The organism is Corynebacterium bovis DSM 20582 = CIP 54.80, assembly GCF_030408615.1.
Lineage (GTDB): Bacteria > Actinomycetota > Actinomycetes > Mycobacteriales > Mycobacteriaceae > Corynebacterium > Corynebacterium bovis.
This window is the reverse complement of sequence record NZ_CP047187.1, coordinates 2,021,506-2,035,067: the sequence shown is the minus strand read 5'-3', so window position 1 is coordinate 2,035,067 and position 13,562 is coordinate 2,021,506. Positions and strand designations below refer to the sequence as shown.

13 protein-coding genes are annotated in these 13,562 nt (G+C 74.0%); 6 read left to right on the top strand and 7 right to left on the bottom strand.

Translation table 11 applies throughout. The features are described 5' to 3' along the window. Positions 1-3: 3 nt before the first annotated feature. Positions 4-2,286: a helicase-associated domain-containing protein gene (locus CBOVI_RS08285; RefSeq protein WP_125186074.1), complete on the bottom strand. Its 2,283-nt coding sequence runs from the start codon at positions 2,284-2,286 to the stop codon at positions 4-6. 75 nt (positions 2,287-2,361) lie between these two features. Between CBOVI_RS08285 and CBOVI_RS08280 the strand changes: the two genes are divergently transcribed. Then, the gene (locus tag CBOVI_RS08280) at positions 2,362-2,562 is read left to right on the top strand and encodes a hypothetical protein (RefSeq protein ID WP_010267461.1); all 201 of its coding nucleotides are present in this window, start codon (positions 2,362-2,364) and stop codon (positions 2,560-2,562) included. Positions 2,563-2,617: 55 nt separating this feature from the next. On the opposite strand, the gene CBOVI_RS08275 is transcribed toward CBOVI_RS08280, so the two are convergent. Beyond that, on the bottom strand, positions 2,618-3,304 hold the full coding sequence (locus CBOVI_RS08275) for a resuscitation-promoting factor Rpf1 domain-containing protein (protein WP_010267458.1): 687 nt from the start codon (positions 3,302-3,304) through the stop codon (positions 2,618-2,620). Positions 3,305-3,487: 183 nt separating this feature from the next. Here CBOVI_RS08275 and CBOVI_RS08270 point away from each other — a divergent pair, with 183 nt between their 5' ends. Next, positions 3,488-3,871, top strand: coding sequence for a cold-shock protein (locus tag CBOVI_RS08270; RefSeq protein WP_010267456.1), 384 nt, complete (start codon positions 3,488-3,490; stop codon positions 3,869-3,871). Positions 3,872-3,899: 28 nt separating this feature from the next. Here the strand turns inward: CBOVI_RS08270 and CBOVI_RS08265 are convergent, their stop codons facing one another. Then, complete coding sequence (locus CBOVI_RS08265) at positions 3,900-4,538, bottom strand: DUF2771 domain-containing protein (RefSeq protein WP_010267455.1); 639 nt, start codon at positions 4,536-4,538, stop codon at positions 3,900-3,902. A 106-nt stretch (positions 4,539-4,644) separates the two neighbouring features. After that, positions 4,645-5,436, bottom strand: coding sequence for a glutaminyl-peptide cyclotransferase (locus tag CBOVI_RS08260; protein WP_010267452.1), 792 nt, complete (start codon positions 5,434-5,436; stop codon positions 4,645-4,647). Between the two features lie 133 nt (positions 5,437-5,569). On the opposite strand from CBOVI_RS08260, the gene CBOVI_RS08255 reads away from it, so the two are divergent. Both CBOVI_RS08255 and CBOVI_RS08250 read left to right on the top strand, forming a co-directional pair. Then, on the top strand, positions 5,570-7,033 hold the full coding sequence (locus CBOVI_RS08255; RefSeq protein WP_029157815.1) for an NCS2 family permease: 1,464 nt from the start codon (positions 5,570-5,572) through the stop codon (positions 7,031-7,033). Further along, on the top strand, positions 7,030-7,890 hold the full coding sequence (locus CBOVI_RS08250; RefSeq protein ID WP_125174728.1) for a TrmH family RNA methyltransferase: 861 nt from the start codon (positions 7,030-7,032) through the stop codon (positions 7,888-7,890). The genes CBOVI_RS08255 and CBOVI_RS08250 overlap by 4 nt, the downstream gene beginning before the upstream one ends. Positions 7,891-7,921: 31 nt before the next feature. On the opposite strand, the gene CBOVI_RS08245 is transcribed toward CBOVI_RS08250, so the two are convergent. The 3 genes from CBOVI_RS08245 to serC form a co-directional block, all read right to left on the bottom strand. Further along, positions 7,922-8,758 carry a DUF6928 family protein gene (locus CBOVI_RS08245; protein WP_125186075.1) on the bottom strand — a complete coding sequence of 279 codons (837 nt, stop codon included), beginning with the start codon at positions 8,756-8,758 and terminating at the stop codon, positions 7,922-7,924. A 7-nt stretch (positions 8,759-8,765) separates the two neighbouring features. Beyond that, positions 8,766-9,854, bottom strand: a complete 1,089-nt coding sequence (gene sepH, locus CBOVI_RS08240) for a septation protein SepH (RefSeq protein WP_125187559.1) — start codon at positions 9,852-9,854, stop codon at positions 8,766-8,768. 486 nt (positions 9,855-10,340) lie between these two features. Further along, positions 10,341-11,471, bottom strand: a complete 1,131-nt coding sequence (gene serC / locus CBOVI_RS08235; protein ID WP_029157892.1) for a phosphoserine transaminase — start codon at positions 11,469-11,471, stop codon at positions 10,341-10,343. Positions 11,472-11,736: 265 nt separating this feature from the next. Between serC and CBOVI_RS08230 the strand changes: the two genes are divergently transcribed. Then, a complete protein-coding gene (locus CBOVI_RS08230; RefSeq protein ID WP_029157893.1) occupies positions 11,737-13,032 on the top strand; it encodes a citrate synthase in 1,296 nt (431 codons plus the stop codon). A gap of 58 nt (positions 13,033-13,090) precedes the next feature. Further along, positions 13,091-13,450 carry an FKBP-type peptidyl-prolyl cis-trans isomerase gene (locus tag CBOVI_RS08225; RefSeq protein WP_010269555.1) on the top strand — a complete coding sequence of 120 codons (360 nt, stop codon included), beginning with the start codon at positions 13,091-13,093 and terminating at the stop codon, positions 13,448-13,450. Positions 13,451-13,562 lie beyond the last annotated feature (112 nt).

Sequence of the window (13,562 nt, the reverse complement as noted above, 5' to 3'; positions counted from 1 at the left end):
AGTCTACGCCGGGGGGACGGGCACCTGCACCGAGGCGATCCGGTGCGGTTGGACGGACAGGGACCCGCCGCCGGTCTCGGAGACGGCGACGATCGACGACGGCGTCATCGTCACGACCGACACCCAGTCGCGGGTCGCCGTGCCGGTGGCGTCGACGTACGCCAGCCGGACCCGGTGCCCGGCGACGTACGCCTCCCGCAGCGCGGCCATGACCTCCCGCGGTTCGCGCACGGTCCGCAGGTCACCGTCGACGGGGGCGGCGGCCCGGGCGCGCCGGAACGCCTCGACCGCGGCCGCGGCCTCCGCCCGGCCGTCGGGCACCGGGGACGGGGGGTCGGGCACCCGGGACGGGGCCGGGCCGGTCGTCACGCGCGCCCCGCCGTCCTCGAGGGTGAGGCGGACCCCCGCCGACTCGAGGGCCTCGACGACGGCGGAGACCTGGAGCGGGCTGACGAGCACCGTCGGGGCGAGCCGGCGCAGCGGCAGCCCGGGGGAGACCGTCGCCGCCGTGGAGACGACCCCGTCGACCGTCGCGGCGTCGGGCCCGACGATGTACGACGACGCCGTGCCGACCGTCGCCGTCGTCGCCGCGCGGGCCGTGTCGGTGATCATGTACCGCAGGGCCTGCGGGATCTCCCGCGTGTAGGAGGACAGGAACCCCTCGATGTCCGCGGCCGTGTCGCCGGCGCGCACCGCCCGGGCGAGGCTCTCCGGCGTCACCCGCCACACGCTGGCCATGCCGCTGGACTCCCGGTCGGCGATGCGGCGCAGCCACGTCTCGGCCTCCGGGGTCAGCGGGCCCGGGGCGAGGATCGTGTGGTCGGCCTGGATGATGAGTGTCGTCACCGGGGGCGGGAGGATCTCCCGCAGCGCCGCGGCGAGCTCCCCGACGTCGTCGGTCGCCGCCACCGCCGCCGCGGCCGCGCCGGGCAGGCCGAGCCGGTCGGCCTCGGCGAGGACGGCGTCGAGGTCCCCGGGCCGGGTCACGGCCGCCTGGGCGGGCCGGAGCCGCCACACCGTCGCCGCCGGGGTGTCGGCGGGGGCGGTCGCGAGGAGGTCCGGAACGAGGCGGCGCAGGCCCGCGACGGCGGCGTCGTCGAGCTCGGGCTGGAGCAGCCGCGCCCCCCGCCGGTCGGCGAGCCAGGGGGCGTGGGGGCTCGTCGTCCAGCCCCGGAGCAGCATCGCCCAGCGGAGGTCGAGCGGGGCGTCGAGGAACTCCGCGCCCCGCGCGGTGACGGCCCAGTACGGTCCGCCGTGGTCGTCGACGGGCGCGGGGGTGGGGTGGTCGCAGGCGATGAACCCCGCGTGCCGGCACAGGGCGACGTCCTCCGCGACCTCGTCGACGGTCACGTCGAGGCGGCGGGCCACCTTCGTCAGCTCCCGGGGGCCGACGCCGCCCGCCGCGAGGGGGCTGAGGGGGGAGCGGCCGAGGTCGGTGAGCAGGTCGACGAGCCGACGCAGCGTCTCCACGGCGGCGGCGACGGAGGCCGCGTCGCGGCGCGGGTCCGGGTCGGCGGGGCGGGGCGGGCGGAGGTCACCGCCCGGCTCGGACACGAGCGTGCCGCCGACGACGGCGGAGACCCGGCCGGACAGCCGGGCCGTCTCGTCGTCGACCCGGTCGAGGACACCGGCCCGGAGCAGGCCGGACAGGGGGCTGTCCGGGTCCCCGAGGCTCGACGACCGGCCGATGCCGCCGCTCGCGTGGAGGGTGTCGAGGAGCCGGCGCTGCCGGGTGGGCAGGTCCGCGACGAGGGCGGGGAGCTCCGCCGTGGGGACCGGGCAGCGGTGGACGTCGACGCGGCGCCACAGGTGGTCGGTCGTCGGGTCGAGGAGCCGGGCGACGTGGGCGGGGACGGCGAGCACGACGTCGTCCCAGTCCCCCTCGGCGGCCTCCGCGGTGGGGCCGTCGAGCCGGAACCCGGGGCCGTACAGCAGCGCCCACCGGGCGAGGACCCCGGCGGCGTCGCGGAGGTCCGCCGGGTCGGGGCGACGGGTGCAGCCCGTGTCGTCGAGGAGGGTGGTGAGGGCGGCGGTGACGTCGGCGCCGGTGACGGGGGCCTCGTGGCCCCCCGCCTCCACGGCGGCGTGGAGAAGGGCGAGGTCCACGGCCCGGAGGTGGCGGAGGGCGTGGGGGTCCGCCACGGCACCGATGATGTCGCGGCCGCCGGGGTGCAGCACACGGAGACGGTGCAGCAGGTCGACGAGGGCGGCGTCACCGTGGTCGGTGAGCCAGTCGACGAAGCTGGGGACCCCGCCGCCGTCGGGGGAGGAGGCGTTCGTGGTCATAGGTGCTCCATCGTAGCGGGGGGTGCGTCCCACGGTGGATGGCGTGGGGCGGGGCGGTGTGGAAAGCTGGAGCGTATGGCGAACGTTGAGAAGAAGTACTACGTCGATCCGGGCTGGCCGAAGGACCTCGCGCCGGGAGAGCACGCGGTGACGGAGATCGTGGCCGACACCGCCGGGGCGCTGAGCCCCTACGGTGACATCGAGTTCCCCGTCCCCGCGGAGTCCCTCCCCTACGTCCACCCCTACACCAGGACCAACCCGGTCTTCGGCCGCTGACCGTCGGCCGCTGACCCTGACCCCGCCCCATCCCCCCGGGGCCGGTGCGGCGCGCTCAGCGCAGGGCGTCGCGCACCGGGGCCGGCAGGCTGTCCCGGAAGGCCTCGGCCTGGACCGACGCCTGGTCGGCGGCGGCACGGACCTGCTCGACGGTCGCGGCGTAGCCGGACTCGAGCGCGTCGCGGTAGCGGTGGTAGAGCTCCTCGAGCGGCTGGGGGATCTCCACGCCGGCGGCCTGTGCGGCGGCGACGAGGGTGTCGTGGAGGGCGTCGACCTGGGGGACCGAGTGGGCGTTGACGATCGTCTCGGCCGGGTTCTGCTCCGGGGCCGGGGCGGGTGCCGGGGCCGGCGCGGGGGCGGCGGAGCGGTCCGTCGGGCCGGAGTTCAGGCCGAGGCTCGCCGAGCAGGCGGGCCAGGCGCCCCAGCCCTGGCTGGCGAGGACGCGCTCGGCGACGGCGATCTGCTGCTCACGGGAGGCCTGGTTCGCGGTCGCGGCGAACTCGCCGCCGCCGTGGGCGCTCCACGTGCTGGGGGAGAACTGGAGTCCGCCCTGGAAGCCGTTGCCGGTGTTGATCGCCCAGTCACCGCCGGACTCGCACTGCGCGAGGCGGTCCCAGTCGGAGTCGGGGGCCGCGTGCGCGGCCGGGGCGACGAGGGCGCCGAGGCTGCCGACGGCGAGGCCGGCGACGGCGAGACGCGCTGAGGTCGAGAACGAGGAGCTGCGTGTGGAGTGACGTCCCATGAGGAGGCGTGGTCCCTTCCGTGTCGGTTCCGTGGTGGTTGCCGGCCAGAGTAGCGGTTTGTAACGAAATAGTCACGTTTAGGGGTCAAATCGTGATCTTCGGGCCGGTGACGCCGGACCGTTGGGAACCTCCGCCGGCCGCGGGTATGATCGTTCTTTCACGCAGAAGAGAGGGATGAGCGTATGCCGACCGGAAAAGTGAAGTGGTATGACGCCGACCGCGGCTTCGGGTTCGTCTCGAACCCGGGGGACGAGGACGTCTACGTGGGCTCCCAGGTGCTCCCGGACGGGGTGACGGAACTCGTGCCCGGCCAGCGGCTGGAGTACGACGTCGCCACCGGCCGCCGCGGCCCCCAGGCCCTGCGGGTCACGGTGCTCGACGACGGTCCGCGGCGGGCCCAGCACCGGTACCGCCCCGACCAGCTCCATTCGATGGTCCAGGACACGATCACGATCCTGGAGAACCAGATCCAGCCCGGGCTCCAGAAGGGGCGCCGCCCCAACCGGGGCGAGGGGCACCGCGTCGCCGAGATCCTCCGGACGATCGCGCGCGAACTCGACTCCTGAGGTCGGGCCCGGCGGTCGGGCCCGGCGGTCAGGAGGCGTCCGCGCTGACCGGGACGTCCTCCGGGGCGATCGACCAGACGACGGCGTACGGGGTCTCCTCGCCGGCGTCGTCCGTGCCGACGACGAGGGAGTGGATCTCGACGACGGTCAGCCGCGGGCTGTCGGCCTTCGCCGAGTCCGCCCGGCCGGCGACGGTGACGGAGTCCGTCTGGTCCGCCGTGAAGTACTGCTCCCGGTTCGCCGCCGGGTCGTCGTAGATCGTCAGCATCGACCAGTCGTGGTCGGAGACCTCCCCGGGGATCGACAGCGTCGCCGAGTCGTCCGGGCCGAGGGGGATGCGGGCCGGGGCGTCCCCGTGGCAGTCCGCGTCGTCGAGCGGGCAGGCGGAGTACGGGGCGATGTCCCGGGACTCGCCGCCGACCGTCGCGGTGACCCGGAGGTCCCGGGGCGGCGTGCCCGGGCGGGAGTCCCACCAGCGCTGGAAACCGATCGCGCCGACGACCACCACGACGACGAGCACCGCGATGACCGCCATGACCCGCAGCTGCCGGCGCTGGGCCTTCCGCCGCCGCTGTTTCCGCGACGTCGCCGGTGCCGCCCCGGCTGGGTCCCCGGCCCGGTCGCCGGTCACGTCGTCGCGCTGGTCCTCGGAGCCTGCTGAAACCATGTCCGTCCTTCGTGTGGGGGACGCCCCTGCCCGGGGCGCGTGCTCGACCACACTGTACCCACCCGTGCCCGGCGACCCCACCGGCACCACCGTCCCGCGGGGTCGGTCACGGGGTGACGCGCACCTCGTACAGCGTGTCCCAGAGCTTGCCCGTGAGGTACATCCGGTCCGTGCCGGGGATGTGGGCGATGCCGTTGAGGACGTCCGCGTCCGCGGGCCGGGGGAGGTCGGCGGTGATCTCCGCGGTGACCTCGCCCGTGTCGGGGGCGATGCGCTCGATCGTGTCCGTCTGCCACACGTTCGCGAGCACCGTCCCGTCCTCCGCGCAGTCGAGCTCGTTGAGCCGGCGGACCGGCTCGCCGTCGCGGCGGACCGTCACCCGGCCGGTCTCGGCGAACGTCGCGGGGTCCCGGAAGGTCAGGTCCGCCGAGCCGTCCGACATGATGAGGCGGCGGCCGTCGAAACACAGCCCCCAGCCCTCCCCGTCGTAGGGGACCCGGCCCGTCTCCGCGAGCGTCCGGGCGTCCCGGCGGATCGCCGTGCCGTCGGTCCACGTCAGCTGCCACACGGTGTCCCCGGCGACGGCGACGCCCTCGCCGAAGAGCCCCGGGTCCAGCGGCCGGCTGTCCGACTGCCGGCCGTCGGGGGTCGTCCGGTAGATCCGGGAGCGCCCGGTGAGCCCCGTGCCGACGACGACGGACCCGTCGGGGGCGACGTCGAGACCCTGGGTGAAGCTCGTCGGGTCGAAGGGGTGGGTGGCGACGACCTCCACCCGGGGGGTCGGCACCGTCGACGGGGGCGGCGGCGCGGTCCCGCACGCGGCGAGGACGGCGCCGAGGACCACCGTGGCGGTCGCGGCGGTGACGGCGCGGCGGGCGGGGCGCGGGGGACTGTCCATGACCCCATCCTGCCCGGTCCGGGGACGGGTTTGTGCGTCGGGGCGGGGGGTGGGAATCTTGGTGCGGTACCGGGACGGCCCGGACGACCCGGAGGGCCCGGAGAACACTGAGGACACGGAGGGCGTGGACGACATGGACGGTGCGGTGACGACCGGCGGGCCCGGGGTGCTCGACCGGTGGTTCAGGATCACGGAGCGGGGCTCGACGGTCGCCACGGAGGTGCGCGGCGGGGTGGTGACGTTCTTCGCCATGGCGTACATCGTCGTGCTCAACCCCCTCATCCTCGGGACGACGGCCGACCGGACCGGGGAGGTCCTCGGCACGTCGCGGGTCGCCGCCGTCACCGCGCTCGCCGCCGGGGTCATGACGGTCCTGTTCGGCGTCGTCGCCCGACTGCCGTTCGGCATCGCCACCGGCCTCGGGATCAACAGCCTCGTCGCCGTCACCCTCGTCGCGGGGGAGGGGCTGACGTGGGCGGAGGCGATGGGGCTCGTCGTCATCGACGGTGTCGTCATCGTCGTCCTCGCCCTCACCGGGTTCCGGGAGGCGGTCTTCTCCTCGATCCCGGACTCGCTGAAGTCCGCCATCGGCGTCGGTATCGGCCTGTTCATCGCGATGATCGGGCTCGTCGACGCCGGGTTCGTCCGCCGCGTCCCGGATGCCGCGCACACGACCGTCCCCGTCGCCCTCGGCACGGACGGCTCGATCACCTCGTGGCCGACCGTCGTCTTCGCCCTCGGCCTGCTCATCTGCGGTGTCCTCGTCGCCCGGAAGGTCCGGGCCGGGCTGTTCATCGGCATCGTCGCGACGACGGTCCTCGCCGTCGTCGTCGAGGCCCTCACGCACGCGGGGCCGTCGGTCGTCGACGGCGAGGCCCGGCCGGGCGGGTGGAACCTCTCCGTCCCCGGTCTGCCGGACTCCCTCGGCGGCGTGCCGGACCTCAGCCTCGTCGGGGCCGTCGACCTCGTCGGCGCGGTGACGCACCTCGGCGCGCTGTCCGCCGCGCTGCTCGTCTTCACCCTCGTGCTCGCGAACTTCTTCGACGCGATGGGCACGATGACCGCCCTCGGCCGGCAGGCGCGGGTCATGGACGAGCGGGGGGAGCTGCCCGGGCTGCGCACCGCCCTCGTCGTCGAGGGCGCGGGGGCGGTCGTCGGCGGGGCGGTCTCGTCGTCGTCGAACACCGTCTTCGTCGACTCCGCCGCCGGGATCGGCGACGGCGCCCGCACGGGCCTCGCGAACGTCGTCACCGGCGTGCTGTTCCTCCTGGCGATGTTCCTCACCCCGCTCTACGAGGTCGTGCCGATCGAGGCGGCCGCGCCGGTGCTCGTCGTCGTCGGGTCGCTCATGATGGCCCAGGTGGCGGACATCGACTTCCGCGACCCGGGGACGGCGCTGCCGGCGTTCCTCACGATCGTCGTCATGCCGTTCACGTACTCCATCGCCAACGGCATCGGCGTCGGGTTCATCACGCACGTCGTCGTCGCCGTCGCCCTCGGGCGCGGCCGGTCGGTGCACCCGCTGCTCTACGTCGTCGCCGCGCTGTTCGTCGTCTACTTCGCCGTCGACCCGATCATGGGGGCGGTGCGCTCATGAGCCCGTGGCCGACCGTCACCGACCCCGCCGACCCCCGCGTCGACGACGTCCGCGACCTCAACTCCTCCGACTCCCGCCCCGACCTGCCCGGCGGGAAGGGGCTCGTCGTCGCCGAGGGGAAGCTCGTCGTCCCGCGGCTGCTGGAGAGCCGGTTCCCCGTCCGGTGCGTCGTCGGCTTCCGGTCGCGGTTGGAGGAGCTCGACGCCGCGCTCCCGGGGTTCAGCGACACCGTGCCCACCTACGAGGTGACCCGGGCGACGCTCGCCGCCGTCGCCGGGTTCGACATGCACCGGGGGCTCGTCGCCGCCGCGGACCGCGTGCCGGAGCCCGACGTCGACGCCGTCCTCGACGACCTGCCCGAGGAGTGCACCGTCGCCGTCCTCGAGGGCGTCGGCGACCACGAGAACATCGGCTCCCTGTTCCGCAACGCCGCCGGGCTCGGTGTCGCCGCGGTGGTCTTCGGCGCGGGGTGCGCCGACCCGCTGTACCGGCGCGTCGTCCGCGTCTCCATGGGGCACGTGCTGCGGGTGCCGTTCGCGCACCTCGGCGGGCGGCCGACGACGTGGCAGCGCGGCCTCGACCGGCTCCGGGAGCGGGGGTTCACCGTCCTCGCGATGACGCCCGACGGGGACCGGACGCTCGACGACGCCGTGCGTGACGCGACCGAGGCCGCGCGGGCCGCGGGGCGGCCGCGGCGCATCGCCGTCATGGTCGGCGCGGAGGGGCCCGGTCTCACCGAGCACGCGATGCGCGCCGCGGACGTGCGGGCGACGATCCCCATGGCCCCGGGCACGGACTCCCTCAACGTCGCGACGGCGGCGGCCGTGGGGTTCTACGCGGCGGCCCGGCGGGACTGAGCCCGGCCGGGCCGCGCCGGGGGAGGGGCCGTCAGCGACGGCCGGTGTTCCGGGCGCGGCGGCGGACCTCGTCGCCGACGCGGTGGGACAGCGCCTGCGCCCCCCGCGCGCCGAGGCGGACACCCCGGCCGACCGAGCGCGCGGCGGCGCGCAGCAGCTGGGCCGTCGACTCCGAGGGCCGCGGCGCGGCGGCGGCGTAGTCGTCGTAGACGGGGGTGTCGGCGTCGGCGTCTGTGCCGGTGTCGGCGGCAGCGCGCGGCGCGGGGTGCGGGCCCGTCCGGGGGGTGGGCCGGCCGTCGACCGCGAAGGCCGACACCGGGATGTCGACGTCGTCCGGGGAGACGGAGAAGCCCAGCCACGCGCGGGCGACCGCGGCGGCGAGCTCCGTCGGGATGAACGGCAGCTGGATGCCCGTCGCCTCCGTCGTGCCCTCCCAGAACGGCGCCTCCGCGGGGTGGGGCAGGCCGATGTCCTCGAACACGGTCTCCCGCGTCGCGCAGAAGCTCCGCCGCAGGTCACCGCCCGCCCAGTGGGCGATCCCGCCGAGCCCGTCCGGCCGCGTGAGCGTCGCGTAGACGTCCGCGGCCCCGATGAGGCGGCGGACGGCGTCGGGAACCTCCGAGAGACGGGTGAGCTCCGTGGCCGTGCGGACGACCGCGAGCCCCTCGTACCCGCCGATGTAGAACTCGTCCCGGCCCGGGTCGGCGGACCGGTTCATGTCGAAGTCCCCGATGTGCGTCAACGGCCACGCGGGGTTGAGCTGGGCGAGGTACTTGCGGGCGAACCCGCGGTCGGCGCGGGGTTCCGCCGCGAGGACGGCCCGCGGGTCCGCCGCCGTGACGAACCACAGGGTCACGACACTGTGCACCGGTCGGTCACCTCTTCTTCTTCGGGGTGGTCCTCACACCGAGCAGCACGTCCTCCCAGTGCGGGGTGACGGCCTTGCGGCGACGGCGGTGCGCGCCCTCGTCCGCGTCCCCGTCCGGGTGCCGGAGCAGCCCGTCCGGGTCGTCGGCACCGGCGTCCGCGTCCGCGTCGGTGTCCGGGTCCGAGGCGTCCGTGAGGTGCGCGCGGCCCGCCGGGTGGGCGGTGCCCTCGCGGCGCGGCGGGTAGTCGAACTCCGCGTCGTCGCCGTGGAGCGGCGCCGGGCGGTCGCCGGACAGGGGGGTCACCGCCGCGACGCTGCGCACGGGGCGCTCGAAGCGCGGGTCGATGATGTCGGTGGCGACGCTGTTCCGCGGGACCGCCGTCGACGGGCCCTGCCGCTGCGGTTCGTAGGTGAACTCCGCCTCGAGGGCCGACCCGCCCCGGCCCCACGCGACCGTGACGACCCACTGGCCGGAGAAGTCCTGGTGGGCGTCCCACTCGGCGTCGCGCACGCTGTCGCCGCGCGCCGCGAGCGCGGTCGCGAGGACCTCCCACAGCGTGTGCTCCGCCGGCCCGTCGGAGCGGACCGGGTGGGCGTCGTGGGCGAGGGTGGCGATGCGCTCCCGCTCGAGGAGGATCGGGTGGGCGTACGGCTCGACCCGCGACGGGTCCATGCCGGTGTCCCCGACGATGTCCGCCACCGACTCGCCGTGGCGGATCCGTCCCTGGATGTCCTTCGGGCTCAGCCGCAGCCGGGGGCTGCGCTGCTGGTCGACGTGGCGGCGGCCGGACGCGAAGTGCCGGGCGTCCTTGCCCGTGCCGCCGGCCGGGACGGCGTCCGCGGCGGGCTGCGCGACCGGGGTCGCGGTGCCGGCGGGGTCCGTGGCGGACGCCGCGCCGTCGGCGGTGCCGTCGGTGGCGGTGCCGGCGGCCGGGCGGACGCCGAGGAGGTCCCGCAGCTCGTCGGTCACGGGCAGCCAGAACTCGGCCGCCGGGGTGGTGTCCCCGTCGGTCCCGTCGGTGCCGTCGGTGTCCGCCGGGCGCAGGAGGAGCGACGACGGGTCGCTGCCGTCCGTGACGAGCCTGAGCTCCTGCATCGTGCGCCTCCTGGGGTCGGGTACGTGGGTGACGGTCCGCCGGTGGGGTCGACGGTGTCGCCGTGACAGGTGGGACAGTCTGGGACAACCTTAGCGAAAGTGACGGCACGTCGCCGTCGGCGGGCGGGGGACGGGGCGGTCTGGAAGTGGTACAGCCTTCCCGATAGGGTCGGCCCGTGCCTGTGTCCCGCGACCCCCTCCGTCCCCGCCCCCACCAGCCGCGTCACCGGTCCGGTGGAGGGCGCTCCGCCGTCGCTGCGTCGACTGTCACAGTTGTGACGGCCATGACGCTGGCGGCGGGGCCGGCTGCACCCGCAGCGCCCGCTGTGCCCGCCCCGCCGCCGGCCGCGCCGGCACCCGACGCACCGCCGGAGGCACCGGCACCGGATGTGCCGGCGCCCGACGCACCGCCGCCGCCGGAGCTCGACCGGCGGATGATCGGGGCCGGCCTCGTCGTCACCGCCGCCGCGCTGGCGGCGGCGACGGTCATGCTGTGGCGAGACCGTTGTCGAGGATGTGGTCGAGCGCGCGGGTGAGCGTCTCCACGTCCGCGGTGTCCACGGCCGGGAACATGCCGATGCGCAGCTGGTTCCGCCCGAGCTTGCGGTACGGCTCCGTGTCGACGATCCCGTTCGCGCGCAGGATCGCGGCGACGCGGGCGGCGTCGACCGACCCGTCGAGGTCGACCGTGCCGACGACGAGCGACCGGGCCGCCGGGTCGGCGACGAACGGCGTGGCCTCCGGGCGGTTCTCCGCCCAGCTGTACAGCGCCCGGGCGTTCGCCGAGGTCCGGGCCACCATGCCGTCGAGGCCGCCGTTGTCGTTCATCCAGCGGATCTGCTCGTCGAGCATGAGGAGCGTGGCGACCGCCGGGGTGTTGTACGTCTGGTTCTTGCGCGAGTTCTCCACGGCGGTCTGCAGGTCGAGGAACGCGGGGATGTACCGGTCGGAGGCGGAGATCTCCGCGATCCGGTCGACGGCCGCCGGGCTCACCGTCGCGAGCCACAGGCCGCCGTCCGCCGCGAAGCACTTCTGGGGGGAGAAGTAGTAGACGTCCGTCTCCGCGACGTCGACGGGCAGGCCGCCGGCACCGGAGGTCGCGTCGACGACGACGAGGGCGTCGGTGTCCGGGCGGCGGACCTCGACCATCGCGCCGGTCGAGGTCTCGTTGTGCGCCCACGCGACGACGTCGGCGTCGGCACCGTCGAGCTCCGACGGCGACGGGGCCGTGCCCGGCTCGGAGGCGTGGACGACCGGCTCGTCGAGCCAGGGGGCCTTCTTCGCGACGGTGGCGAACTTCCCGGAGAACTCGCCGTAGGTCAGGTGCGCGGACCGCGACCGGACGAGACCGAACGACGCCGCGTCCCAGAACGCCGTCGCCCCACCGAGGGACAGGACGACCTCGTGGCCCTCCGGGAGGGAGAAGAGCGAGGACAGGCCCTCCCGGACGCTCCCCACGAGGTTCTTCACCGCCGGCTGCCGGTGGGAGGTCCCCATGATGCCGGCGGCGTCCGCGACGGCGCGGAGCTGGGCGGGGCGGACCTTCGACGGACCGCAGCCGAAGCGGCCGTCCGCGGGGATGAGGGAGGAGGGCAGGGTGGGGATCTGGTCAGTCATCATGCACTTTCCTGTCGGGGCATCTCGACGCGGCCACCGGGGGCGGCCGTCCCCGAACAGAGTAGCCTGGTGCAGCACGGGTGAACGGTTCCGGGGGTGACCGACACCACACCGGGAAAGCGATCCCGTGTCCCACGTCTCATCGGTTTCGCTACACTGACTGTTGACCGACCTCACGTTCGACGTCGACCTTCGGTGATGCGCGTGGGCGACACAGACACGCGTTGGACCAACGCACGTGCAGACTTTTTGGAAAGGTATGTCAATGGCTACCGAGAATCAGGACAAGGCAGTACTCCAGTACCCCGGCGGGGAGTACGAGATGGACATCGTCCGGGCCACCGAGGGCAACGACGGTGTCGCGCTCGGGAAGATGCTCGCCGAGACCGGCCTCACCACGGTCGACCCCGGCTACGTCAACACCGGCTCGACGCTCTCCGACATCACCTACATCGACGGTGCGAACGGGATTCTCCGCTACCGCGGGTACGACATCGCGGACCTCGCGAAGAACGCCACCTTCAACGAGGTGAGCTACCTCCTCATCAACGGCGAACTGCCGAACCAGGAGGAGCTGGACACGTTCAACCACAACATCCGGATCCACACCCTCCTCGACGAGGACTTCAAGAGCCAGTTCCGCGTGTTCCCGCGGGACGCCCACCCGATGTCCGTCCTCGCGTCCTCGGTGAACATCCTGTCGACGTACTACCAGGACTCCCTCGACGTCCTGAACAAGGACAACCAGCGTCTCAACACCTACCGCCTCATGGCGAAGGTGCCGATGCTCGCCGCGTACGCCTACCGCGCGTCCAAGGGCAAGCCGTACATGTACCCGGACAACAGCCTCAACGCCCGGCAGAACTTCCTGCGGAACATGTTCGGCTACCCGACCGAGCCCTACGAGAACGACCCGGTCGTCACGAAGGCGCTCGACAAGCTCCTCATCCTCCACGCCGACCACGAGCAGAACTGCTCGACGTCGACGGTGCGGATGGTCGGCTCCTCCCAGGCGAACATGTTCGCCTCCATCGCGGCCGGCATCAACGCCCTGTCCGGCCCGCTCCACGGCGGCGCGAACCAGGCCGTCCTCGAGATGCTCGAGGACATCCACGCCGGCGGCGACGACGCGACGAACTTCATGAACCGCGTGAAGAACAAGGAGCCCGGCGTGAAGCTCATGGGCTTCGGCCACCGCGTGTACAAGAACTACGACCCGCGCGCCGCCATCGTGAAGGAGTCCGCGCACGAGATCCTCGAGCACCTCGGCGGCGACAACCTCCTCGACCTCGCCATGAACCTCGAGGAGATCGCCCTCGCGGACGACTACTTCATCGAGCGGAAGCTCTACCCGAACGTCGACTTCTACACGGGTCTGATCTACCGGGCCATGGGCTTCCCGACGGACTTCTTCACGGTCCTGTTCGCGATGGGCCGCCTCCCGGGCTGGATCGCCCACTACCTGGAGCAGGTCAACGACCCGAAGGCGAAGATCAACCGCCCGCGCCAGATCTACACCGGCAAGTCCCTCCGCACGGTCACCCCGCGCGACCAGCGCTGAGGACGACCCACGCCGACCTGACGAGACAGATCCCCGACGAGCGAAGGAGAACGCCCCAGTGAGTAAGCCGCAGATCGACGTCCAGGCAGGCCCTGCACCGACCGACCTGGTGATCGACGACATCACCGTCGGTGACGGCGCGGAGGCCGTCGCCGGCGGCATGGTCGAGGTCCACTACGTGGGGGTCGACTACGAGACCGGCGAGGAGTTCGACTCCTCCTGGGACCGTGGCGACACCATCGAGTTCCCCCTCAACGGACTCATCGAGGGCTGGCAGGAGGGCATCCCCGGCATGAAGGTCGGCGGACGCCGCAAGCTGGTCATCCCGCCGGAGAAGGCCTACGGCGCCGCCGGCGGCGGCCACCCGCTGGCCGGGCGCACCCTGGTCTTCATCATCGACCTCATCGACGCCCGCTAGCGCGCCCCCGGGACGCACCCGGGACGCAGCGGCCCGCGCGACCCCGTCCCACCCTCGGAGGGTGGGACGGGGTCGTCGTCTGTCCGGGGGGTGGTGCACATCCGGCGGCACG